Annotated in this window: 20 protein-coding genes and 1 pseudogene; 12 read left to right on the top strand and 9 right to left on the bottom strand. The window is 63.1% G+C overall.

Going from position 1 to position 22,449, the window contains the following annotated elements; translation table 11 throughout:
* Positions 1–16: 16 nt before the first annotated feature.
* Positions 17–928, bottom strand: a complete 912-nt coding sequence (locus QQ992_RS27275) for a LysR substrate-binding domain-containing protein (protein WP_105947185.1) — start codon at positions 926–928, stop codon at positions 17–19.
* A 135-nt stretch (positions 929–1,063) separates the two neighbouring features.
* On the opposite strand from QQ992_RS27275, the gene ycaC (QQ992_RS27270) reads away from it, so the two are divergent.
* Positions 1,064–1,693: an isochorismate family cysteine hydrolase YcaC gene (gene ycaC / locus QQ992_RS27270; protein ID WP_286111753.1), complete on the top strand. Its 630-nt coding sequence runs from the start codon at positions 1,064–1,066 to the stop codon at positions 1,691–1,693.
* Between the two features lie 95 nt (positions 1,694–1,788).
* Here the strand turns inward: ycaC (QQ992_RS27270) and QQ992_RS27265 are convergent, their stop codons facing one another.
* Positions 1,789–2,082 (bottom strand): hypothetical protein, encoded by a 294-nt coding sequence (locus QQ992_RS27265; RefSeq protein WP_286111751.1) that lies wholly within the window; start codon positions 2,080–2,082, stop codon positions 1,789–1,791.
* Positions 2,083–2,558: 476 nt separating this feature from the next.
* Here QQ992_RS27265 and QQ992_RS27260 point away from each other — a divergent pair, with 476 nt between their 5' ends.
* A complete protein-coding gene (locus QQ992_RS27260; RefSeq protein ID WP_286111749.1) occupies positions 2,559–2,819 on the top strand; it encodes a HigA family addiction module antitoxin in 261 nt (86 codons plus the stop codon).
* 345 nt (positions 2,820–3,164) lie between these two features.
* On the opposite strand, the gene QQ992_RS27255 is transcribed toward QQ992_RS27260, so the two are convergent.
* Together QQ992_RS27255 and QQ992_RS27250 are read right to left on the bottom strand one after the other, a co-directional pair.
* Positions 3,165–4,952, bottom strand: coding sequence for a monovalent cation:proton antiporter-2 (CPA2) family protein (locus QQ992_RS27255; RefSeq protein WP_286111747.1), 1,788 nt, complete (start codon positions 4,950–4,952; stop codon positions 3,165–3,167).
* A gap of 182 nt (positions 4,953–5,134) precedes the next feature.
* Positions 5,135–6,106, bottom strand: a complete 972-nt coding sequence (locus QQ992_RS27250; protein WP_286111745.1) for a GlxA family transcriptional regulator — start codon at positions 6,104–6,106, stop codon at positions 5,135–5,137.
* Between the two features lie 137 nt (positions 6,107–6,243).
* Here QQ992_RS27250 and QQ992_RS27245 point away from each other — a divergent pair, with 137 nt between their 5' ends.
* Positions 6,244–6,606, top strand: coding sequence for a helix-turn-helix domain-containing protein (locus QQ992_RS27245; protein ID WP_119371834.1), 363 nt, complete (start codon positions 6,244–6,246; stop codon positions 6,604–6,606).
* 72 nt (positions 6,607–6,678) lie between these two features.
* Positions 6,679–7,305 (top strand): isochorismate family cysteine hydrolase YcaC, encoded by a 627-nt coding sequence (ycaC, locus tag QQ992_RS27240; protein WP_060498171.1) that lies wholly within the window; start codon positions 6,679–6,681, stop codon positions 7,303–7,305.
* A gap of 92 nt (positions 7,306–7,397) precedes the next feature.
* Here the strand turns inward: ycaC (QQ992_RS27240) and QQ992_RS27235 are convergent, their stop codons facing one another.
* Entirely contained in the window at positions 7,398–12,443 is a 5,046-nt protein-coding gene (locus tag QQ992_RS27235) for an ATP-binding sensor histidine kinase (protein WP_286111741.1), read from the bottom strand.
* Between the two features lie 240 nt (positions 12,444–12,683).
* Here QQ992_RS27235 and QQ992_RS27230 point away from each other — a divergent pair, with 240 nt between their 5' ends.
* The 5 genes and pseudogenes from QQ992_RS27230 to QQ992_RS27210 all read left to right on the top strand — a co-directional run bounded on the left by QQ992_RS27230 (position 12,684) and on the right by QQ992_RS27210 (position 15,204).
* Positions 12,684–13,676: a response regulator gene (locus QQ992_RS27230; RefSeq protein ID WP_286111740.1), complete on the top strand. Its 993-nt coding sequence runs from the start codon at positions 12,684–12,686 to the stop codon at positions 13,674–13,676.
* Positions 13,673–14,041 (top strand): response regulator transcription factor, encoded by a 369-nt coding sequence (locus tag QQ992_RS27225; protein WP_286111739.1) that lies wholly within the window; start codon positions 13,673–13,675, stop codon positions 14,039–14,041. The genes QQ992_RS27230 and QQ992_RS27225 overlap by 4 nt, the downstream gene beginning before the upstream one ends.
* 142 nt (positions 14,042–14,183) lie before the next feature.
* Entirely contained in the window at positions 14,184–14,612 is a 429-nt protein-coding gene (locus QQ992_RS27220; RefSeq protein WP_286111738.1) for a DoxX family protein, read from the top strand.
* A gap of 170 nt (positions 14,613–14,782) precedes the next feature.
* Positions 14,783–14,896: pseudogene (locus QQ992_RS27215) on the top strand (type II toxin-antitoxin system RelE/ParE family toxin); the annotation flags it as partial.
* A 23-nt stretch (positions 14,897–14,919) separates the two neighbouring features.
* A complete protein-coding gene (locus tag QQ992_RS27210; RefSeq protein WP_286111737.1) occupies positions 14,920–15,204 on the top strand; it encodes a helix-turn-helix domain-containing protein in 285 nt (94 codons plus the stop codon).
* A 78-nt stretch (positions 15,205–15,282) separates the two neighbouring features.
* Here QQ992_RS27210 and QQ992_RS27205 read toward each other — a convergent pair whose 3' ends face one another.
* On the bottom strand, positions 15,283–16,773 hold the full coding sequence (locus QQ992_RS27205; RefSeq protein ID WP_286111735.1) for a YifB family Mg chelatase-like AAA ATPase: 1,491 nt from the start codon (positions 16,771–16,773) through the stop codon (positions 15,283–15,285).
* A 257-nt stretch (positions 16,774–17,030) separates the two neighbouring features.
* Here QQ992_RS27205 and QQ992_RS27200 point away from each other — a divergent pair, with 257 nt between their 5' ends.
* Complete coding sequence (locus tag QQ992_RS27200) at positions 17,031–19,025, top strand: DUF4034 domain-containing protein (protein WP_286111734.1); 1,995 nt, start codon at positions 17,031–17,033, stop codon at positions 19,023–19,025.
* Positions 19,026–19,088: 63 nt separating this feature from the next.
* Here QQ992_RS27200 and QQ992_RS27195 read toward each other — a convergent pair whose 3' ends face one another.
* Genes QQ992_RS27195 through QQ992_RS27185 form a run of 3 tightly spaced genes read right to left on the bottom strand, consistent with a single transcriptional unit; the run spans position 19,089 to position 20,175 of the window.
* On the bottom strand, positions 19,089–19,517 hold the full coding sequence (locus QQ992_RS27195; protein WP_286111733.1) for a TOBE domain-containing protein: 429 nt from the start codon (positions 19,515–19,517) through the stop codon (positions 19,089–19,091).
* A 37-nt stretch (positions 19,518–19,554) separates the two neighbouring features.
* Positions 19,555–19,908 (bottom strand): gamma-glutamylcyclotransferase family protein, encoded by a 354-nt coding sequence (locus QQ992_RS27190; RefSeq protein WP_286111732.1) that lies wholly within the window; start codon positions 19,906–19,908, stop codon positions 19,555–19,557.
* Positions 19,909–20,175 (bottom strand): accessory factor UbiK family protein, encoded by a 267-nt coding sequence (locus QQ992_RS27185; RefSeq protein WP_258654351.1) that lies wholly within the window; start codon positions 20,173–20,175, stop codon positions 19,909–19,911. It abuts the gene before it with no gap.
* 371 nt (positions 20,176–20,546) lie between these two features.
* Here QQ992_RS27185 and glnK point away from each other — a divergent pair, with 371 nt between their 5' ends.
* A complete protein-coding gene (gene glnK, locus QQ992_RS27180) occupies positions 20,547–20,885 on the top strand; it encodes a P-II family nitrogen regulator (protein WP_002555808.1) in 339 nt (112 codons plus the stop codon).
* A gap of 46 nt (positions 20,886–20,931) precedes the next feature.
* Complete coding sequence (locus QQ992_RS27175) at positions 20,932–22,263, top strand: ammonium transporter (RefSeq protein ID WP_016712640.1); 1,332 nt, start codon at positions 20,932–20,934, stop codon at positions 22,261–22,263.
* The last annotated feature ends 186 nt before the right edge of the window (positions 22,264–22,449 follow it).

The raw sequence follows: 22,449 nt of genomic DNA, 5'->3' as shown, positions 1-22,449 counted from the left end.
ACAGCCAGCCCAGCACTCAAGCCATGTCGCTAATGGCAAACTCCTCAGCCAGATGATCGATCAGCGCCCGCACCGAAGGCAGTAGCCCGCGCCGCGAAGGGAAGATCGCATGCACGATGCCGCAACGCGGATGCCAGTCGGGTATCAACTCCACCAGCCGCCCCGCAGCCAGGTCTTCGCGAACCGCCACCCGCGGCAAATGCGCAATCCCCACCCCAGCCACCACGAAATGGCGCAGGGCAAACAAATCGTCGGTCACCATGCGCGGTGTATGCGGGATGACAATGCTGCGGCTGCTGTCCTCACCCTGGAACAGCTCCCACTGGTACTCACGCTGTGCGCTGCCCCAATGCAGGCTCGGCAGCGTGCCGAGCAACTGCGGATCGAAGCCCTTGGGCAGTTGCTCCAGGTACTGCGGCTGGCCCACCAGGCACTGGGTGCTGTTGCTCAGCACCTTCATCACCATGTCGGTGTTTTCCAATGGTGGAAAGCGCACCCGCAGCGCAATGTCGAAGCCCTCGTGCAGCAGGTCGACGCGGCGGTTGGTACTTTCGATGAACAGCTCCACCTGCGGGTACTTGAGCATGTAGCGGGTCAGCATCGGCCCGACCCACGAGTTGAGCAGGGTGGTAGGGCAGCTGATACGCACCAGCCCGCGCGGCTCGCTGCGGTTACGCTCGATGATCTCCGCCGCGCCCTCGGCCTCCACGCGCATGGCCAGGCAGCGGTTGTAGTAGGCCTGGCCGATTTCGGTGAGCGAGCAGTGCCGGCTGGTGCGGTGCAGCAGGCGCACGCCCAGGCGGTCCTCAAGGTCGGCGATGCGCCGGCTGAGCTTCGACTTGGGCATGTCCAGCGCTCGGCCTGCCGGGGCGAAACCACCGTGCTCGACTACCTGGGTGAAGTAGTAGAGGGAGTTGAGGTCTTCCAATGATCGTTCTCCAAACGGAACGCTAAGGGCGGTTTTCGCAGTCTAGTGCAGCAAAGGTGATGATTTTAATCTGTGTCCATCAACGCGAAACACCCCGACTAGCTGAAAAATTCATAAACCTTAGGAGCACAGACCATGAGCAAATTCACCTACAACCGCCTGAACAAAGACGACGCTGCCGTACTGCTGGTAGACCACCAGGCAGGCCTGCTGTCGCTGGTGCGCGACATCGAGCCGGACAAGTTCAAGAACAACGTGCTGGCCCTGGCTGACCTGGCCAAGTTCTTCAACCTGCCGACCATTCTCACCACCAGCTTCGAGCAAGGCCCCAACGGCCCGCTGGTACCAGAGCTGAAAGCACTGTTCCCGGATGCGCCGTACATTGCCCGCCCTGGCCAGATCAATGCCTGGGATAACGAAGATTTCGTGAAGGCGGTGAAGGCCACTGGCAAGAAGCAGCTGATCATTGCCGGTGTGGTGACTGAGGTTTGTGTGGCGTTCCCGGCGTTGTCGGCGCTGGAAGAAGAGTTCGATGTGTTTGTGGTGACCGATGCTTCCGGTACCTTCAACGAAATGACCCGTGATGCTGCCCATGACCGTATGAGCCGGGCGGGTGCCCAGCTGATGACCTGGTTCGGCGTGGCCTGTGAGCTGCACCGCGACTGGCGCAATGATATCGAAGGGCTGGCGGCGCTGTGCTCCAACCACATTCCGGATTATCGGAACCTGATGACCAGCTACAACGCGCTGACTGCGGGTAAGTAATTGATCAGTAGCGGTACGCACAAAGGCCGGCTTCCTCTGTAGGGAGCCGGCCTTTTTTTGTTTGCTGTACCGGCCTCTTCGCGGCACAGGCTGCATCAATTCATGGGCTGTGACTCAATCCCATCCAGCAATGCCTCAACCAACCCTTCTGCCATTTCGAGTGCATTCAGGTTGCTCCAGAACAGGCTTTTGCCTGTGTCATCCAGATGCTCCAGGGCTTTGTAGCCACAGTCATAGGCACCGCGCAGGTACTGGGCGACATGCACCAGAGCGTCGTGGGCGGAGACGCCGGGGTTTACTGTGAACAATGGGGGATGGCCGGCATCGCAGCGGCTGAAGGGGCGTTGGGTGGTTTCGGGAAGGGGTGGATCGGGGACGATTCTTTTCATGGCAATTCCTTCTCTAGGATTGAACTGCAACCACCCGTTTCCACGCAGAAGGCGGCAGTTGTGCGCGGGGTGGAAAACCGGTGAGAAGGCAAGCCGGTAGGCCAAAAGGCCTCACGCGCACAACTGCCATAACGGCAGCCCTTCATCACATCCGGGTTTCCACACCCGATCGCTGAACCGACAGCGACCAGGTCAGCCTAGAGAGCAGGCCTTCCCCGGACAATCAGACGGGCGTCGACACGGTGTGTAGGATAATTCTTCAGGCTATGCGGCTACGTAGGAAATGGCTTGGAAGACAGTAGGACGCAACTGAGAATTCGGTGTGCTGGGTCCGCTACGCTGCCCGCGAAGGGCGGTATAGCAGCTCCGGTGGCGAGATAAAACAGGATAATTCTGACAATCCGATCAGCCGTTGCGACCTGATGGCCAGCGAGGAAAGGGAAGATCATTGGGAGTGCCTATTCAGGAGACTTCAAATGCCCCTCTACAATCCACCACATCCGGGAGAGTCGTTGCTCTTCGACGTGCTGCCAGCAATCGGAATGACTATTTCGGATTTAGCCCGGCGCCTTGATTGTTCGCAGATGCAATTGTCCGCTGTGCTCCATGGACGTGCGGCCATTTCAGCTGACCTCGCTGATCGACTTGAACTGGCAGGCTTTGGCCCTGCCCGGCAGTACCTCGCCGAGCAGGCGGCGTATGACCTCTGGGAGGCTGCGCACGGTAAGTGTCCCTAAATAGTTCGGGTTTGCCTGTTAACGTGCAGGCCATGAGGTAGTGGTACGGCCACCAAGTGTATGTCGTGAGGGATGTGGCGCCTGTGAGATCGAGCGCCGCCCGCGCGGCGCATCGCGAGCAAGCTCGCTCCTACATTTGTTTCGGGCCAGTATCGCCTGCACCAACGCGCGCGACCGCCTTGTTTGCCCGACGCAATTTCGAGATGAACACCAAGGGCCGCGCGCCACTACTTCAGGAATAACTGGCCCGAAACAGATGTAGGAGCGAGCTTGCTCGCGATGCGCCGCGTGGGCGGCGCTCGATCTCATAGGCGCCACACCCCTCAAGGCGTGCGCCAAAGGCCCTCAATCCGCATCCGAATCAAACAACCGCTCCAACTCCACCCGCGCCTCCTTGGCCGTCTGCATCACCTTGGCCCGGTCATCGCGCACTTGCCCCTGGGCCACCAGCACTTCCTCGTCATGCTGGGTAAACCGCGCAATCCGGTCCGCCGCCTGTTCATCGCTCAACCCCAACCCCACCAATGCCCGGCGGGTCATCTCCAGGCTGGAGTAGAACGTCTCGCGAATCGGCTCTGCACCCACATCCACCAACTTGTGCACATGCTGGCGATTACGCGCACGGGCCAGCACCTTCAAGTGCGGGTACAGGCGTTTCACCCGTTCAGCGGTATGAATGGCGGCCTCCGGGTCATCGATGGTGATGATGAAGTACTCCGCCTCACCCACCTTGGCCGCATGCAGCACCTCGGGGCGCAGCGGGTCGCCGTAGAACACTGGCACCTGTTCGAACATGCGGGTCATCTCGATGGTGTCCACCGAGGTTTCCAGGGCGATGAACGGGATCTTCTGTGCCCGCAGAATACGCGCGACGATCTGGCCCATGCGGCCCATGCCGACGATCACCACCCGCGGCGTATCCGTCTGGATCTGCTTGTACTGCTCAGGCACTTCCCGCACAGGCTGCGGGCGCTTGAGGGCGCGGGCGCAGCCCAGCATCAGCAGTGGGGTGATGGCCATGGACAGGGTGATGGTCATCAACAGCAAATCGTAGGTCTGGGTGTCGAATAAGCCCTGGTCCTTGCCCAGCTTGAACACCACGAAGGCGAACTCGCCCCCGGCGGCCAGCACCATGCCCAAGCGCAGGGCGCTGGCGCTGTTCAGGCCACCGGCCAGGCGGCCGACGCCAATCAGCAGCACCAGCTTCACCGCCACCAGCAGCAGGGTCAAACCCAGCAGCACCAGCGGCATTTCCAGCAACAGAAGCAGGTTGGCGCCCATGCCGACGCTGATGAAGAACAGCCCCAGCAGCAGGCCCTTGAACGGTTCGATCTGCGATTCCAGCTCGTGGCGGTATTCCGAGTCGGCCAGCAGCAAGCCGGCGAGGAACGCACCCAAAGCCATCGAAACACCGGCTTCCTCCATCAACCAGGCAGTGCCGATCACCACCAGCAGCGCGGTGGCGGTGGACACTTCCGGCAGGCCGGTGCGGGCCACAATGCGGAACACCGGACGCAGCAGGTAGCGGCCGCCGATGATGACCACGGCGATGCTGGCGAATACCTTCAGGCCGTGTTGCAGGCTATCGCCGTGGCTGGTGTCCGGGCCACTGGCGGCCAGCAACGGAACCAGGGCAATCAGCGGGATGGCGGCGATGTCCTGGAACAGCAGGATGGCGAAGGCCAGGCGGCCGTGCGGGGCGTTCAGCTGCTTGCTCTCGGCCAGGCTCTGCAAGCCCAGGGCGGTGGACGACAGCGCTAGGCCCAGGCCGAGCACAATGGCCGCCGGCAGCGTCTGGCTGAAGCCGAACAGGGCAATGGCACCGATCAGTGCGCCGGTCAGAAGCACCTGGGCAGTGCCGACACCGAACACCGATTTGCGCATCAGCCACAGACGCTTGGGCGACAGTTCAAGGCCGATGATGAACAGCAGCAGCACCACGCCCAGCTCGGAAATGTGTGCGACGCTTTCGGTGTCGCGGATCAGGCCCAGTGCCTGCGGGCCGATGACTACGCCGGCGAGCAGGTAACCGAGCACGGCGCCCAGTTGCAGGCGCTTGGCCAGGGGGACGGCGAGGACTGCGGCGAGCAGGAAGATCACCGCGGTTTGCAGAAGGCTGCCTTCGTGTGGCATTGGCTCGTACTCCATGAGCTGCCGGGGCAGCGTTTGAACAGTTTGGCCGACAATTCTGGGGAATGAGGGGGTGGTAGACAATCTGCTTTCGGGGAGAAAGATTGTCCCGAAGAATGAGACAACCTGTGCTGGCCTCTTCGCGGGTAAACCCGCGAAGAGGCCAGCACAGGAAAACTGCCAACTCAAACCCCACCAAACTGCGCCCGATACTGCGCCGGCGTCATGCCAATCCGCTCACAGAACACCTTGCGCATATGCCGGTCACTGCCAAACCCGCACTGCGCCGCCACCACCTTCAACGGCAGGTCGCTGCCTTCCAGCAGCTTGCGTGCCCGGTCGATCCGCGCATTCTGCAGGTACTGCAACGGCGTTATCCCAACCTCGCGCTGGAACGTGCGGGCGAAGTTACGGCTGCTCATGGCCACCAGGTCGGCCATCTTCTGCACGGTAAACGTCTGCTCGATATGGTCGACGATGTGCGCCTGTACCCGGGCAATCGGCGAATCATCACGCGGCACCGCCGCCAGCAACGGCCCGTACGGGGTCTGCCCGCCTTGGCGATGGCGGGCGACCAGCAGCACCTTGGCCACTTCCAGGGCCAGCGCCTTGCCGTGGTCCTCGGCCACCACCGCCAGCGCCAGGTCGATACCCGCAGTGATCCCGCCCGACGTAATCAGGCAGCGGTCGATCACATAGATCTGCTCGGTCTCGACCTTGGCCTGAGGAAACGCCCGCGCCAGGCGCTCGACGTAATTCCAGTGGGTGGTGCAGCGGTAGCCGTCCAGCAGCCCCGCCCGGCCCAGCAGGAACACCCCGGTACAAATGGCACCAAAGCGCTTGGCGCTGCGCACCGCCTGTGGCAACCAGCGCTCCAGCGCTGGCACGGCAATGTCATACGCGCCAGGGCCGCCGGGCACCAGCAACAGGTCGACGGCGTCCGGCAAGTCTTCCAGGCGCAGGTCGGCCACCACTTTCAGCCCACAGGAGCCGCGCACCGCTGCCTGCCCTTCGGCCAGGGTGAGCAGCCGGTATTGCCGCTCTGCCGGCAAAAAACGGTTGGCGATGGCGAACGCATCCATGGGCCCGGTCACATCCAGCAAGAGCACATCGTTGAACAGCACCATGGCCACGGTGCGGTGAGCGTTTACCTGCATGCTTCTTCGCTCGGTAGCTGAATACAACGTGCATCTTACGGTATACCGCCGCGCACAATTAAGAACAATTCAGGTTCGGCTCAGGACTTTGTCATGTGCCGGGGGCGAGACTTTCTGCATTCAACAGGAGAGTCGCCATGCACCCCGGCACGCCCCAAGAGCCGCTGCAAACCCCCGGCGCACTGACGCCCGCGCGGTTGCGCCAGGCCAAGGAACTGATGCTGCGCAGTTCGCTGTCGATCATCGAGATCGCCGGCGTGTGCAACCTCACCCGCAGCCATTTCTCCCGCGCCTTCAAGGTCAATACCGGCCTTTCGCCCCAGGCCTGGCGCCTGCTGGCACGCATGGAAAAGGCCAAGCGCCTGCTCACCACCGAAGCACCGATAACCCATGTAAGCCTGGAATGCGGCTTTTGCGACCAGGCCCATTTCACCCGCGCCTTCAGCCGCCTGGTTGGCCAGCCGCCCAAGGCCTGGCGACAGGCGCAGGCCATTTCTTAAGCCGTATCTATCCACCGGTATAGCCCCTTGCGGACAGTGCCGGACCGTCATCCCAACCCAAGGAGTCACCCCATGAGCCAACCTGATTACAAGCGCTTGAACAAAGACGACGCCGTGGTCCTGCTGGTAGACCACCAGACCGGCCTGATCTCGCTGGTGCAGGACTTCTCGCCCAACGAGTTCAAGAACAACGTGCTGGCCCTGGGTGACCTGGCCAAGTTCTTCGGCCTGCCGACCATCCTCACCACCAGCTTCGAGCAAGGCCCGAACGGCCCGCTGGTGCCCGAGCTGAAAGAAATGTTCCCGGACGCGCCGTACATCGCCCGCCCCGGCCAGATCAACGCCTGGGACAACGAAGACTTCGTCAAGGCGATCAAGGCCACTGGCCGCAAGCAGCTGATCATCGCCGGCGTGGTAACCGATGTATGCGTGGCGTTCCCGACCCTGTCGGCGCTGGCCGAAGGCTTTGAGGTGTTTGTGGTGACCGATGCTTCGGGTACCTTCAACGAAACCGTGCAACAGGCAGCGTGGGTGCGCATGACCCAGGCGGGCGCGCAGATGATGAACTGGTTCTCGGTGGCGTGTGAGCTGCACCGTGACTGGCGCAACGATATCGAAGGGCTGGGTAACCTGCTGTCGCAGCGTATTCCTAACTACCGCAATTTGATGAACAGCTATGCGGCATTGACTTCGCGTTGATGTAAACCTGTACCGGCCTCTTCGCGAGCAAGCTCGCTCCTACACGGTCCCTGTAGGAGCGAGCTTGCTCGCGATGAGGCCGGTACAGGCTATTAAGGACTCACAGGCAGAGTGAAGCGAATCCGGCAACCACCCAGCTCGGATGCCAGTGCCTGCAGCTCCCCACCATGGGCCTGCACCACCGAATTGCAGATCGCCAGCCCCATCCCCATACCACCGCTCTTGGTGGTGTAGAACGCCCCGAACACCTGCTCCCGCTCCTCGGGCGCGATCCCCGGCCCGTTGTCGTCCACGCAAATCTCCACCGCATCCCCGACGACAGCCGAAGCAATCCGCAGCACCCCGTCACCGCGATACCCCGCCAGCGCCTCCAGCCCGTTGTTGATCAGGTTGTACACCAATTGCTGCAACTGCACCGGGTCGGCCATCACACTCACCCCTGCCTGCAACCGTGTCTGCACGTCCACCGTGCCCTTGGCGGCATCGGCCGAGGTCAGGCGCACGACCTCACGGATCAGCTCATCCAGCTTCACGGCCTTGAGCTGCACCGGCGATTGCTTGGCCAGCGAACGCAGCGCGCGCACGATGTTGGCCGCACGCTCGCTGTCGTTGCGGATGTCTTCCAGGCCGGCAATCGCCTCTTCCAGGTCGGGCTTGGCGCGTTTGAGCCAGCGCAGGCTGGCGGCGGCGTTGGAGGCAATCCCCAGTAACGGCTGGCTGATCTCGTGGGCGATGGACGCCGACAGCTCGTTCATCACCTGCAGGTGCGCACTGCGGGCCAGCTCCGCACGAGAGCGGCGCAGCTCGGCCTCCATCTGCGCGCGGCTCTGGTTGTCTTCGGCCAGGCGCGTATAGAACTTGGCGGTTTGCAGCGACACCGCCGCCTGCGAGGCGAGGATCTCCAGCATGGCCAGGCGCTGGCTGCCGAACAGGTTGGGCACCAGGCGGTTTTCCAGGTACACCAGGCCGATCAGTACGCCCTGGATCACCAGCGGCAGGCACAGCACCGAACGGGCATTGCGCGCCTGCAGCTCATGGCGAAAGGCTTCGGGACAGTCGCTTTGGGCATCGTTGAGCACCAGTGGCTTGCGGGTGCGCATCGTGGCGTTGATCACCGACAGTGGTGCCTGGGTCATGAACTTCTGGCAGTTGTCCATGCTCACGTGCAGCCCGGCATCGTCGATGTAGGCGAGGGCAGCCATCTGGAATTCGGCACCGCTGACGATCAGCAGCGCGCCATGGTCGGCACCTGAATGCTGGGTCAGGTGGCCCATCAGGGTTTCGATCAGGCCTTCGAGCAGTACTTCTTCGGACAACGCGCGCGCCGCTTCTATGCCGGCTTCCAGGTCCAGCTTGGCCTGGTGGTCGGTGTGGCAGGCTTCCTGGATCGGTTGGGTGCGCAAGAAGGGGTGCAATGCCTCCAGCTGATGCACCTTGCCGGTCGCCCCCCAGATATGGAAACAGTCGCGGGCAATGCGCAGGTGCAGGTTGGCACCGGAAATCAGGCCGCTGGGGATACACACCTCGGCCAGCTGTTCATGGGCCAGGGCCTGTTCGTGGATGAAGCCGGCAGCGGCGGCGGCGATCTGCGCCTGGTCGAAGCAGCGGATGGCGGTCAGGCCGTCGCCTTCGAGCTTGGCGATCACGCCTTCGATCAGCAACAGCTTGTTGCGGAAGGTGGCCGGGTTGAAACCGGCCCAGCGGCCGAAGCGCTCGCGCAGGGCCTGCAGCTCGCGCAGCTTGTCGGCAACGCTGCCAACGGCCTCGGGGCTGCCCAAGGCCAGGCCGCGGAACAGGTGAAAGTCGGCCAGGTTGATGTGCGCCGGTACTGCCCAGGTGTTGTCTGCGGCCAGTGCCAGGTTGCGCATGGCCTGTGGGATATTGCCCAGGTAGAAGTCGCACATGCCGGCGAACAGGTACTGGAAGAACCGCGTCGTGGGCGACTTCGAGGCGGTGGCCGAGGCTGGGCAGGGCGTGCCGCTCAAGCGGGTGACGAACGCTTGCTGGGCTAGCAGGATCTGCTCGACGTCGCGGTAACCGTAGCGACGTACGGTGGCCAGGCCTTGCGCCAGTTCCTCGACCACGTCTGGCAGGTAACGGCCCATGAACAGCGAGTCGGAAACCAGGTGGTTGCAGGCGTAGCAGCTCATCGCCAGGTCGCCGCTCAGGCGCCCTGAATCGACCGCATCCAGCGCGGTACGGCGGGCGAACTCCATGGGCGAGGTCCAGGCGCTGACCTGGTCCAGGGCCAGCAGCGCGCTGGTCAGGTCAGCGTCGAAGCCGTGCCGTTCAATCAGCTTGAGTGCGGCCAGGCAGCAGGCGTGGCCATCATGGTAAGCGCCGAAACGCTCGGCAATCATCACCCCGTACCAGGCCATGCCATAAGTGCTGCCGGGGGCAGCACCGTGCAGCAGCGACAGCTCCATGAGCTTGGCCAGGTGCAGGAAGCAGATGTCGTCCTTGACGAAAAACGATGACGACAGGGTGGCCAGCAGGCTGATGGCAACCGTCACTTCTTCCGAATCGGTGCGCTGCAGCGACTCCAGGCAGTGCCGCCCTTTCTGTTCGATCAAGGCCTGCACATGGGCATGACTCGCCTCGACCTGTTGCCAGTCGATGCCCCGTACCGGGCTTATACCCAGCAAGTCCAGGCCGGATATGGCGCTGTCGATGGCCGCCTGATAGTCGCCGCGCAAGGTATGCAGCAGTGCCTGCAGGCGGCACACCCGCGCCTGGTCCAGCGTCGAACGGGCGCGCTGGCGGCATTCGGTGATCCGGGCTTCGGCTGCGATCATTCGCGACAGTTGCATGTCGCACTCTGTCGCCATGCAGACGATGGCAAAGCCATGCGTGGCGCGGCTTTCCAGCGTGGCACCGTGCTGCAGAAGCTGCTCGGCGGTGTGCAGGTAGCCTGCGGTCTGCTCGAACGCGCCACCGTCGCGTGCGCGTGCTGCTGCTTCACGCAAAAGCTGCAGGAACGCTTCGCAGTCATCCGCTGCAAACCCGCATGGGCTGGCGCGTTGCAGCTGGCTGGCGAGCTCGAACAGTGCTTCGTGCAGGTGGCGTGGCCAGGCCTGTCGCATGGCCAGGGCAATACGTGCATGCAGTTGGGTGCGCTCGCGTATGGGCGTGAGCGCGTACGCGGCTTCCATCACCCGCTCATGGGCAAAGCCCAGGCCGTTCTGGCCCTGTTGCAGGAAACCCGCGCCAATCAAGGCTTTCAACGGTTCGCCAGGCGCCTGGGCAAGGACCTGCTGAAGCAAGCGCTCATCGCAGCGGCTGCCCGCCGCGCTGGCCACCCGCAGCAGGTCGCGCTGCGGCATCGGCAGGCGGGCCAGGCGGTGGATCATCAGGTCGGCGACATTATCGGAATAGCGGTGGCGGGCCACGGCCTTCAGGCACCATGACCAGCGCATGGCCTGGGTGTCGAAGGTGAACAGCTGGTCCTCGACCATGGCCCGGAGGATCTGATGGATGAAGAACGGGTTGCCCGCCGTCTTGTCGTGCACCAGCACGGCCACCGGCAATGCCTCCTCGGGGCCGATGTGGTAGCGCTCGCCGATCAGCTCGGACACCGCGCCCACGGCCAGAGGCCGCAGGTTCAGCGTGGTGCTGCGCACCGTTGCGGGTAGGGCAAGGGGGGTACTGCTGGCTGGCGCATCATTGCGCCGGGCGACGATCAACAGCAGGTTGCCGGGTGCGTGAGCCAGCAGTTGCGTCAACAGTTGCTGGCTCGCGTCGTCGGCCCACTGCAGGTCATCGAAGAACAGCACCAGCGGCTGGCCGGGGCGGCTGAACACCTGCAAGAACTCGACGATCGCCCGTAGCTCCTTTTGCAGTGCCAGGCGCGTGGGCTTGGCCGGCAACTCGGGCAAGGGGCCAAGGATCAGTTGCAGGTCTGGTGCCAGCTTGCCGAGCAGCCGGCCATGGCCTTTGATGCGGCGCAGGATCTCGCGGCGCAGGCTGTCGAGGGCCTGGCTGTTCTTGGCCAGCAACTGGGTGGTCAGCGCACCGAGAATGTCGACCCAGGGTGCGTAGGGCACGGTTTGGGCAACGCCGTTGCACTTGCCGATGGCCCAGTAACCCTGGGCGTTGGCCTTGAGTGTTGCCTCGACCAGAGTCGACTTGCCCATGCCGGTGGCGCCGTTGATGAACAGGGCTTGCGGCTTGCTGTCGCGGCGCAGGGCCTTGAGCAGCAGGGCGATGGCCTTCTGTTCGGCGCAGCGGCCATACAGGCGTTCGCGGCCAGGCGTGACGGGGTCGGCGCAGCCTGGCTCGAAGCCCTGAATCGTCTTGCTGGCGGCCCACTGCCGCTGGCAGTGGGCCAGGTCTACCGCCAGGGCGCGCGCACTCTGATAGCGGGCGTCGGGCTCCTTGGCCAGCGCCTTGGCCAGCACCCGGCTGAGCGGCTGTGGCACGTTGCTGTCCACTTCGCAGGCCGCCCTTGGCTGCACGCCGGCATGCAGCTGGCGCCAGTGCTGGGTGTCTCGCCCTGCCAGCGGCAGTTCACCCAGCAGCAACTGGTACAGGATCGCACCCAGGGCATAGACGTCACTGCGCTGGTCGCTGCTGCTGCCGTGCGGGCAGACCTGTTCCGGTGCCAGGTACGACCAGTTGCCGAGCGGGGCGCCTTGTTCGCCAATCAGTTCCGCCAGGTCGGCGCGAAAACAGCCTAGCCGCACCCGCTGGTTGGCGTACAGGCACACGTACTCGGGCTGTAGCGCGCCATGCAGCACATTGCGTGCGTGAGCCTGTGCCAAGGCATTGGCCGCATTTACCGCGATGTCGAGAAATGGCGTCAGGGCTGCGGGGCCTTCGGCGATCAGGTCGGCGATTGAGTGGCCAGCCGGGTACACCAGCAGCGGGCCTTCGGCCGAACGCACGAACGCAGACGGGATCACCGCCCACTGCGGGTCCAGTTGCAGGCGGTAGTCTCTTTCCAGGCGCTGACAGGCGGCGGGGGCCTCGAGCGGGGCGCGTACGGCGATCCAGGCCTGATGGGTGGCCGGGTCGCGCAGGCGAAAGTAGCTGAGCTCGCCTTCCTGGCCCAGCGCGCTGATGTCGCACCGGTTCAGCCAGCCCTCGTCGACCGACTGGTCGTATTCGATGGGCCTGTGGGCAAGGCGTTCATCGAGCATAAAGCACCCCCTGCTAGCGACATCCTGAGGCGCGAGTATACGCAGCGGGCCCAGTAAGGATGCGGCTTGTAGCCTGCCTGGCAGGAACGGGCACGCTGTTGTCCGTTATCGCACCCTGCGGGCAGACGGGCTTTTGTATAGTCCTTGGGGCAACCTATCCCTCGGGATAATTGTGTGAACGCGTACGCTGTCCTAGCCTGCCCGGGGCTGCGTAAACGCCCGTGCCCGCGTGAGGAAGCCATGATCCGAATAGGCAATGCCCAAGTGTCGCTGGAGCGGCGAGAAGTGTTTCTCGACGGCAAGCCGATCCTGTTGGGTGGCCGCGCATTCGAGGTGTTGGCCACGTTGATCAAGGCCAAGGGCCGGGTGGTCGGCAAGGACGAACTGTTCAGCCAGGTGTGGGCCGGCACGGTGGTCGAGGACAACAACCTGCAGGTGCAGGTGTCCTTGCTGCGCAAGGCCTTTGGCGATCGTGGGCTGATTCAGACCGTATCCCGCCGGGGCTACCGCCTGGCTGCCGAGATAAGTCTTGATGTCCCTTGCCAGGCGCCGGGCCACTTGCTGCTGGGTGCCGGTGCCGACATGTTTGAGCCCTTGGAAGACAGTGCGAACGTACCGGTGCTGGTGGTGGACGATGACCCGTCGGTGCGTACGGCACTGGGCCGCCTGCTGCGTTCGCAGGATATTCCGCATCATTTGTTCGCCAGTGCCGAGGCGTTGTTCGAAGCCCGTCTGGAAACCCCCTGCGCCTGCCTGCTGCTCGACATGCACCTGCCCGATACCACTGGCCTTGAGGTGCAGCACACCCTCCGCCAGCTGGGGCTGCCTTGGCCGATCGTCTTCATGACCGGTTTCGGCACCATCCCGATGACGGTGCAGGCCATGCGTGCGGGGGCAGTGGAGTTCCTGACCAAGCCGTTTGATGAAGACCAGTTGCTGACGCTGCTGCAGGCCGTGCGCACCCGGGCTGTGGTCGATGGGCGCAAATGGCACCATGCGCGGCAGGTCGAGGCAAAGTACCAACGCCTGACCCAGCGTGAGCGCCAGGTGTTCTCGCTGGTGGTCGATGGCCTGTCGCACAAGCAGATCGCCAGGCAGATCGGCACCAGCGAAGTGACGACCAAGGTGCACAAGAAAAACATCATGAACAAGATGCAGTCCCGCTCGCTGGTGGAACTGGTGGCCATGCACAACGTCATCGGGGCGCGGGTAGAGGGCCTGGCCGGCGCATGAGCAGATGGGTGTGCATCGTCGACGACGATGCTTCGGTGCGCAAAAGCCTGGCCAACCTGCTGCGTTCGGCCGGGTTCGAGACGTTGTCGTTTGCTGCGGGGGACGTATTCCTGGGTTCGGAGCTGGCGCGGCAGGCGGGCTGTGTGCTGCTCGACCTGAAAATGCCCGGAATGAGCGGGCTGGCGGTGCAGCGTGAGCTGGCCCGGCAGCAGTGGCGGTTGCCGGTGATCTGCATGTCGGCGCATTGGGATGATGACGCGGTGCATGCGGCAATGAGCCTTGGTGCGCTGGCCTGCCTGGGCAAGCCCTTTTCTGAAGAGGTGCTGCTGAGGGTGGTTGAAGAGGCATTGGCTGGCGGGCAATGATGTGCTGCCTGTGCTGGCCCTTTCGCGGGTTTAACCGCGAAGAGGCCAGTAGCATTGACATCAAATTCAGCACACCTGCGCAATCAATCTGTTTGCTGCTGGGCAATGCTCGCCGGGTTGAACGATTAGCGAGCCTCTTGCCATGCCCCGCCTGAACATCTTCCGCGACCTTCAGTCCCCAATCCTGACCGCCATCGGCCTGCTGTTCATGCGGGTAATGGCCGCCTTGCTACTGCTGTTTATCCATGGGCTACCCAAGCTGCTGAACTGGAGCGGGGAATTGCAGCGTATCGAGGACCCATTCGGGTTGGGCGCACCGCTGACCTTGGGGCTGGCGGTTTTTGCCGAGGTGGTTTGCCCGCTGTTGCTGCTTTTGGGTGTTGCCGCGCGCTGGTCTTGCCTGCCGGTGCTGGCAGTGTTGCTGGCGGCGCTGGTGGTGGTGCACCCGGACTGGACGCTGGAGCAGGGGCAATTTGCCTGGTTGCTGGTGGCGCTTTACGGCGGGTTGGCGCTGACTGGGCCTGGAGCGTATTCAGTTTCCGGCTTTTTCTGGCGAAATCGGGTTGGCTGATGGAATTTGGGGCCGCTTTGCGGCCCAACCGAGCGGCCCGGAGGGCCTGTTTCTGTCATATATCGAAATCGAACTCTCCCATTAGCTCGCTTGAGCCTATATCGAAACAGATATATTTTTACCCTATCTGGCCCGGGACGAATGAGGGATCACCCTATCAACCCTTGTAGGTAGTGAGCCGGCCGGAAGCAATTTACGTCCTGCATGCGTTCCGCAAGACCACAGAAAAGACGGAAAAGTGTGATATCGACTTGGCCAAGGCCCGTTACAAGTCGCTGGACTGATGAATTTATTGAGGGTGTAGATAATGGCAAACGAACGCACTAGCTCTGTGTGGGATGCGTTGGTTGACTCGCCAGAAGAAGCCGAGAACCTTCGGCTGCGCTCACAACTGATGCGCATAATGACACGGACCGTCCGATCCTGGGACTTGCCGCAAAAAGAAGCGGCAAGACGACTGCACATCACTCAGCCTCGCTTGAGCGAGCTGCTGAACGGGAAAATCGACAAGTTTTCCCTCGACGCCCTGGTGAACCTGCTGGCCAGCGCAAACCTGGAAATTGATATTACCGTTAAACCCAAAGTTGCCTGATTCCGCCGGCGCACAGCAACCGGGCTGGCCAAAGGGCCGGCCCTTTTCATTTGTGATCGCCACACCCTGGCCGTCCGGCTAACTGCTCCCCGGCCGGTACTGCAGGGCCTCGGCCAGATGAGCCCGGCCAATCGCCTCGCAACCCTCCAGGTCTGCCAACGTTCGTGCCACCTTCAACAAGCGGTGTGCCGCCCGCAACGATAAGGTCAATCGCTCACAGGCACTCTCCAGCCAGGCCTGGTCTGCTGCTGTCAGCTCACAGTGGCGGCGCAAACCCTCGAGGTTGAGAAACGCATTTGCGCACCCTTGTCGCCGGTGCTGCAATTCTCGTGCTTCAGCCACCCTGACGGCCACATCGGCACTGGTCTCGCCGCAGGGCTGGTTGTTGAGCGTGGTGCTTTCGCGGGCCACGGTCAGGTGCAGGTCGATACGGTCCAGCAGCGGCCCGGAGAGCTTGTTGCGGTACCGTGCGATCTGCTCGGTGCTGCACCGGCAGCGGCCTGTGGGGTCGCCCAGGTAGCCGCAAGGGCAGGGGTTCATGGCGGCCACCAGCTGAAAGCGTGCCGGGAAGCGCACCTTGTCGCGGGCCCGGGCAATCACGATTTCGCCCGACTCCAGCGGCTCGCGCAGCACTTCCAGCACGCGCCGTTCGAACTCTGGCAGTTCATCGAGAAACAGCACGCCATGGTGGGCCAGGGTGATTTCGCCCGGTTGCGGCCGGCTGCTGCCCCCAACCAGTGCCGGGCCGGAGGCGGAATGGTGAGGATGGCGAAAAGGCCGTTGTGGCCAGCTATTAAGCGGTGCATGCCCGCTGACCGACTGAATGGCCGCTACTTCCAGCGCCTCGTGCTCGTCCAGTGGCGGCAGCAGCCCGGGCAGGCGGCTGGCGAGCAAGGTCTTGCCGGTGCCCGGAGGGCCTGTGAACAACAGGTTATGTGCCCCGGCCGCTGCCAGTAGCAAAGCCCGTTTGGCTGCCAGTTGGCCCTGCACTTCGCTCAGGTCCGGGTAGGGGCGTTGATGCAGGATCAGGCCATTGGCAGCGTATGGTGGCAGCGGCACCTGGCCATTCAGGTGGGCCACCAGCTCCAGCAGGTGCCCCACTGCATACACCACCAGTCCACCCGCCAGGCTGGCTTCCTCGGCATTTTCCCGTGGTACCACCAGCGCCCGGCCTGCCTCTCGCGCCGCCAGTGCCGCGGGTAGCACGCCCTGCACCGGGCGCAGCTTGCCCGACAGCGCCAGTTCGCCCAGGCATTCGACCTCGGCGAGGGTGGCAACCGGCACCTGGCCGTCGGCAGCCAGGATGCCCAAGGCAATGGCCAGGTCGTAACGTCCGCCATCCTTGGGCAGGTCGGCAGGGGCGAGGTTCTGGGTAATGCGCCGCTGCGGGTAGTTCAGCCCGGAGTTGACGATGGCGCTGCGCACCCGGTCCTTGCTTTCCTTGACGGTGGTTTCCGGCAAACCGACCAGGGTGAGATGGGGCAGGCCATTGGCCAGGTGGGTTTCGACGCTGACTGCCGGTGCCTGCACACCCACCTGGGCACGGCTATGGACGAGGGCTAGGGACATGGACGCTCCGTTGTCGCTGGAAAGGGCCGCTTCCTGCGGCTGGGCCAAGGATAGCCAGCGCCGTGCCTGGGTGGCGCAAGAAGTGTGCGTCATGGTTTTTCAGGGCAGGGACTTTCCCTGTATTTTCAGGCAGATTGGCAAGAATGGATCCAATTGCCTTTGCGCAGGTGCCCGCGATGGCTTAGTGTTGTTGGGCAACTGCCGTTGCCATGGGATGGCACTGCGGCTTCTTTCAAATGGACTTGAGGTATTGCTCCGTGCAAACGCTCGCCCGCACGCGCCAGGTTATCCGCGAACTGGTGCAGGCCAATTCATTCATAGAACTCACCCGCTTTTTCGACAGCCTCGAGGCGCAATGGCACCAAGCCCCGCCGGGCGAGTTTCCCGCCTACATGGCGGCCCTCGAGGGGCACATGCTGGTCGACCTGGGCAGCCAGGGCGACAGGGCGCTGAGCCAGGTGCTCAAAGCCTGGATCGATGCCTGCCCCAAGGCCTACCACCCGCAGGTGGTAATGGGCCTGCATTGCTTCCACCGCGCCTGTCAGGTGCAGGGCGGCGGCCAAAGCAACGCGGCACGCGTGCTGGCCGTCGAGCAGATGTGTGAACGCGCGACGGCGCACTTGCTACGCGCCATGGACCGTTCTGCCCAGCCTGTGGCAGCGGCCATTGGTATGCTGCGCATCAGTGCGCAATTGCGCGAGCCCGGCTGGTTGGTCGAACTGTTCCAGGGGCAGCCCGCCCGCTACAGGCCCAGTGCCCATACCGATGTGGAGGTGCAGGAGGCTGCGGCCCCACTGCTGGTGAAGCATGGGCTGCTGCCCCTGGCCGAATTGCCACTGGCATTGCCGGCATGCCTGAGCAGGCGGGTCGATCACGAGAACGAAGCCCCCCGCTATTACTGGCTGCGCCATGCGTTGGTTGCCCGCCCGGGTTGCTTCGAAGCGATCCAGGCCCTCGCCGAATACTTGCTGCCCCGTTGGGGCGCCAGCTTCGATGCGCTGGAGCTATTGGCCAATGGACCGTTGTGCGAGGCGTGGGACGAAGCGTTGCGTAATGCGTTGCGCTGGATGGCCGTCGAAGACCGGCTGAAACTGCCCCATGGCGACCAGTTGCAGGCCGTCGCGGATTGGCAGCAGCTGTTCGACGCCTGGTTGCAACGCCCGCTAAGGCCCAGGGAGCGCGCTGTCGTGTTGGCTTGGCGAGCCGCGCTGCGCAGCAGTGCCTTGCAGGACCTTGTCGGTGGTATGCGCGACTTTACGGCGAGCTTTGCGTGCAACGCCGATCACGGCGCAATCCGCGCCATGGGCGTGCCGTTTCGCGGTCTGGTCGAGCTGATACTGCGCGATGGCATGGCAGATGAACAACAGCTGTTGAGCACCGCCATCGAGCGCCTGTGTGAAGGTCGCTCACATGCTGGCGCCTGTGCACTGCGCGCTGTCGGGCATCGTTTCGGCCTCTGGGGGATGCCGCGCTCGGCCGAGCAGGCAAGGGTATGGTCGCAGGTGGCAGTGAAACTCCAGCACGCGGGCCAGGTATCGGGCCTCGAGGTGCTTGGGGCGGCGCGGCTGCTGTGGGCTGCCAACCGGCATGAGCTGGCCTGTTACCTGTATGAACGCTGTGCCGAGCTGAACCTGCCGGGGGCTGCCCTGGGACTGTACGAGCTGCACAGCGGCGGGCTGAGCAACACTCCGGCGCACTATCTGGATGACGAGGCGGCAGAGCACTGGCTGCTGCGTGCGGTGGAAACAGGCAGCCGGCAAGCCAAGTACAACCTGGCCTGCTTGCGCATGGAGGGTGATGAGGACCTCAACGAGCGCAGTGCCATGCTGGCCGTCAGGCGCCTGCTGGTCGACGCGCTGGGCAATGCACAAACCAATGCACGCGCGCGCTTGCACCTGGGGATTCTGTTGCGCCAGTTTGGCGAAACGCAGGAACGGGCCGAAGCGGTCGCCTACCTGTCGAGCCTGGTCGAGCACCCGGACCCGTGGATTGCCGGGCGTGCCAGCGCCGAACTGGGGCTGGCCTGGATGCAGGGGCGCGGCACCCGCAAGCAGAGCCGTTTTGCCGCCATCGAATGGGCCAACCGTGCGGCCGCTTTGCAGCCAGGGGATTCGGCCATCGAGGATATCCAGGCCGAGATACTCAATTCACACAACCGGGTGAAAACCTTGGTTACCCAGTGTGGTGCGGCCCTGTTTCGCGGCACCTTGCATGCCAGCGAGTTGCCGCCGAAACAGCTCTGTGCGAGCTAGCACAGGCTTGCTCGAATCCTTGTGGGAGCGGGCATGCCCGCGCCCACAGGTTAACCTTCAAGCTCAGGGTTTGGCGCCAAGAATGATGTGCGAGGCCTTGATCAGCGCAGTGGCCTTCACACCCGGTGCCAGGCCCAACTCCTGCACGGCTTCGCGGGTCACGATGGCATACACCTCGGTGCCGCCGGACAGCTTCAGCACCACCTCGGCATTCACGGCACCATCGCCAACCCGCACCACTTCACCTTCCAGTGCGTTACGGGCCGACAGCTTGTAGCCGGCAGCGTCGGTCAGTAGCACCACCCAAGGCGCCTTGACCAGCGCTACGGCGTCTTTGCCGACGTTGATGCTGAGGTTATGCAGGCTGGCCATGGTGACCACTGCCACCAGCTTTTCACCGCCACCCAGGGTCAGTTCGACTTCGGCATTGACCGCACCGGGCTGAACCTTGGTGACTTCGCCTTCGAAAACATTGCGTGCACTGACTTTCATGGGAAACGCTCCGTGTAACGACCCGCGCCCGAGGGATTCAGGCGCGTACATAAACCCAGGCGGTCAGGCCCGAGGCTAGGGTGACGGCAACGCGCTTGTAGTCGGCGACTTCATAGCGGTCCGCCGCCGCCAACTCTGCTTCGCTGATCTGGAAGACCATGCCGGCCACGCTGTCGTCGGCCTGGTTGCTGGGGGAAACGATCGGGTGATGCGACTTGCCACTGGCTGCCAGCACGGCCGGGTCGGTGATCTCGACCCAGTCCTGTCGGTAGCCCGGCATGCGATCGGCCTGGCCGCTCAGCTCACGGCCGAAATTGGCCAGTTGCACGGCCTTGTCCTGCAAGGTGCCGTAGGAAAACAGCAGTACCGGGTAGGTGCTGGAGGGCTGCATTCATTCATCCTGTGGGGTTGGGTTCAGCCGTGCTTCCAGCTCGGCGACTTGCTTTTCCAAGGCCTCAAGGCGGGCGCGGGTGCGCGCCAGCACGACCATCTGGCTGTCGAATTCGTCACGGCTGACCAGGTCCAGCTTGCTGAAGGCACCTTGCATCAGCACCTTGAACTGGCTTTCCAGTTCTGCGCGGGGCTGGGCGGTATCGCTGCTGAACAGGCGCGAGGCCTGGTCGCTCAGGGCATCGAGAAGGGCTTTTGGCGCGAGCATGGGGCTGTCCACTGAAACTGAGAATGGCCGGCAGTGTAGCACGGGCCATTACACGGCTTGGGACCACACGCCTGCACGTTTTTCGCGCAGCGCGCCCTGCTGGTACGCACCGAAATTGTGCATGTTTTCCATACTGGCGACTGGCCAATCCCGACTGATTTGCATAACCCACTGTTTTCCGGTGCTTTGCCGGAACTGGCAAGGTTTCTGCAAAGACCTGTACGAGCCATGCACTGATGCAGTTCCTTGTGACCAGGCAGTGCGCACGCGGAGCCGGATGCCGACGACGCGTTACAAAGCCAACCGCTGCGCTTAGACTTGAGACGGGTTTGTTTTCCTGGGGCAAGTCCACCAAATCGGGAGAGAGTTTCATGAAGCTAGTCACAGCCATCATCAAGCCGTTCAAGCTGGACGACGTGCGCGAGTCGCTGTCGGAAATCGGCGTGCAGGGCATCACCGTCACCGAAGTCAAAGGTTTCGGTCGCCAGAAGGGCCACACCGAGCTGTATCGCGGTGCTGAATATGTGGTCGATTTCCTGCCCAAGGTGAAGATCGATGTCGCCATCGATGACAAGGACCTTGATCGGGTAATCGAAGCCATCACCAAGGCAGCCAACACCGGCAAGATTGGTGACGGCAAGATTTTCGTGGTGAATCTGGAGCAGGCGATCCGTATCCGTACCGGCGAAACCGATACCGACGCGATCTAAGCAGCAACAAAGCCTCACCAAACCCAAAGCCCCAGGAGAAAACAACATGACTCTGCGTAAGATCGCAGGGCTAGGAGCCCTATTGTCCCTCGTAATGCCCGGGCTTGCCCTGGCAGAGGAAGCTGCCCCAGCGCTGAACTCCGGCGACACCGCCTGGATGCTGACCGCAACGGCGCTGGTGCTGTTCATGACCATTCCGGGCCTGGCCCTGTTCTATGGCGGTATGGTGCGTTCCAAGAACGTGCTGTCGGTGATGATGCAGTGTTTTGCTATCACCGGCCTGATGAGCATTCTCTGGGTCGTTTACGGCTACAGCATGGCCTTCGATACCACCGGTATGGAAAAGGGCGTGCTCAACTTCAACTCCTTCGTCGGCGGCTTCTCCAAGGCCTTCCTCAGTGGCGTCACGCCCGAGAACCTGACGTCGGCCACCGCGCTGTTCCCTGAGGCGGTGTTCATCACCTTCCAGATGACCTTCGCCATCATCACCCCGGCGCTGATCGTGGGGGCCTTCGCCGAGCGCATGAAGTTCTCCGCGATGCTGGTGTTCATGGGCATCTGGTTCACCCTGGTGTACGCGCCGATCGCGCACATGGTGTGGAGCGGTGACGGTGCACTGATGTGGGACTGGGGTGTACTGGACTTCGCGGGCGGCACCGTGGTGCACATCAACGCCGGTATCGCAGGCCTGGTCTGCTGTCTGGTGCTGGGCAAGCGCAAGGGCTACCCGACCACCCCGATGGCCCCGCACAACCTGGGTTACACCCTGATGGGCGCGGCCATGCTGTGGATCGGCTGGTTCGGCTTCAACGCAGGCTCCGCCGCTGCCGCCAACGGCACCGCCGGCATGGCCATGCTGGTTACCCAGATCGCCACTGCCGCTGCTGCACTGGGCTGGATGTTCGCCGAGTGGATCGGCCACGGTAAGCCAAGTGCCCTGGGCATTGCCTCGGGTGTGGTTGCCGGCCTGGTCGCCATCACCCCGGCTGCAGGCACCGTGGGCCCGATGGGCGCCCTGGTGATCGGCCTGGCTTCGGGTGTGATCTGCTACTTCTGCGCGACTACCCTCAAGCGCAAGCTGGGTTATGACGACTCGCTGGACGCCTTCGGCGTGCACGGTATCGGCGGCATCATCGGTGCCATTCTCACCGGTGTGTTCGCAGCCCCGGCGCTGGGCGGCTTCGGTACCGTCACCGACATCGGCATGCAGGTCTGGATCCAGGCCAAGGGCGTGATCTTCACCGTGGTCTACACCGCCATCGTCACCTACGTGATCCTCAAGGTGCTGGATGTGGTGATGGGCCTGCGGGTCAACGAAGAAGAAGAGTCGGTCGGTCTCGACCTGGCTCAACACAACGAACGCGGCTACAACCTGTAACTGCGACGCGGTAAAAACTTGCCCGGCTTGCCGGGCATTTTTTTGCCAGATTTTTAGCATTTCCCGCACGGCAAACGGTTTATCCATCACGTTCGCGACGTAGGTAGAAAACTTACAAGTCGTAGGGCATTTATGGAGCTTTGCTTTTTCCACGGGCGCGCTAGAATGCGCGCCGAAGGGTGTTTT

The sequence above is a fragment of the Pseudomonas kurunegalensis genome (genome assembly GCF_030291635.1).
GTDB classification, from domain to species: Bacteria; Pseudomonadota; Gammaproteobacteria; order Pseudomonadales; family Pseudomonadaceae; genus Aquipseudomonas; species Aquipseudomonas monteilii.
The sequence above is the reverse complement of the archived record's forward strand: the minus strand, read 5'-3'. Positions and strand labels throughout refer to the sequence as shown.

Coding starts and splice junctions, on each gene's coding strand:
- ycaC (WP_286111753.1), top strand. CDS start 1,064: ATGAGCAAATTCACCTACAACCGCCTGAACAAAGACGACGCTGCCGTA.
- QQ992_RS27265 (WP_286111751.1), bottom strand. CDS start 2,082: ATGAAAAGAATCGTCCCCGATCCACCCCTTCCCGAAACCACCCAACGC.
- QQ992_RS27260 (WP_286111749.1), top strand. CDS start 2,559: ATGCCCCTCTACAATCCACCACATCCGGGAGAGTCGTTGCTCTTCGAC.
- QQ992_RS27255 (WP_286111747.1), bottom strand. CDS start 4,952: ATGCCACACGAAGGCAGCCTTCTGCAAACCGCGGTGATCTTCCTGCTC.
- QQ992_RS27250 (WP_286111745.1), bottom strand. CDS start 6,106: ATGCAGGTAAACGCTCACCGCACCGTGGCCATGGTGCTGTTCAACGAT.
- QQ992_RS27245 (WP_119371834.1), top strand. CDS start 6,244: ATGCACCCCGGCACGCCCCAAGAGCCGCTGCAAACCCCCGGCGCACTG.
- ycaC (WP_060498171.1), top strand. CDS start 6,679: ATGAGCCAACCTGATTACAAGCGCTTGAACAAAGACGACGCCGTGGTC.
- QQ992_RS27235 (WP_286111741.1), bottom strand. CDS start 12,443: ATGCTCGATGAACGCCTTGCCCACAGGCCCATCGAATACGACCAGTCG.
- QQ992_RS27230 (WP_286111740.1), top strand. CDS start 12,684: ATGATCCGAATAGGCAATGCCCAAGTGTCGCTGGAGCGGCGAGAAGTG.
- QQ992_RS27225 (WP_286111739.1), top strand. CDS start 13,673: ATGAGCAGATGGGTGTGCATCGTCGACGACGATGCTTCGGTGCGCAAA.
- QQ992_RS27220 (WP_286111738.1), top strand. CDS start 14,184: ATGCCCCGCCTGAACATCTTCCGCGACCTTCAGTCCCCAATCCTGACC.
- QQ992_RS27210 (WP_286111737.1), top strand. CDS start 14,920: ATGGCAAACGAACGCACTAGCTCTGTGTGGGATGCGTTGGTTGACTCG.
- QQ992_RS27205 (WP_286111735.1), bottom strand. CDS start 16,773: ATGTCCCTAGCCCTCGTCCATAGCCGTGCCCAGGTGGGTGTGCAGGCA.
- QQ992_RS27195 (WP_286111733.1), bottom strand. CDS start 19,517: ATGAAAGTCAGTGCACGCAATGTTTTCGAAGGCGAAGTCACCAAGGTT.
- QQ992_RS27190 (WP_286111732.1), bottom strand. CDS start 19,908: ATGCAGCCCTCCAGCACCTACCCGGTACTGCTGTTTTCCTACGGCACC.
- QQ992_RS27185 (WP_258654351.1), bottom strand. CDS start 20,175: ATGCTCGCGCCAAAAGCCCTTCTCGATGCCCTGAGCGACCAGGCCTCG.
- glnK (WP_002555808.1), top strand. CDS start 20,547: ATGAAGCTAGTCACAGCCATCATCAAGCCGTTCAAGCTGGACGACGTG.
- QQ992_RS27175 (WP_016712640.1), top strand. CDS start 20,932: ATGACTCTGCGTAAGATCGCAGGGCTAGGAGCCCTATTGTCCCTCGTA.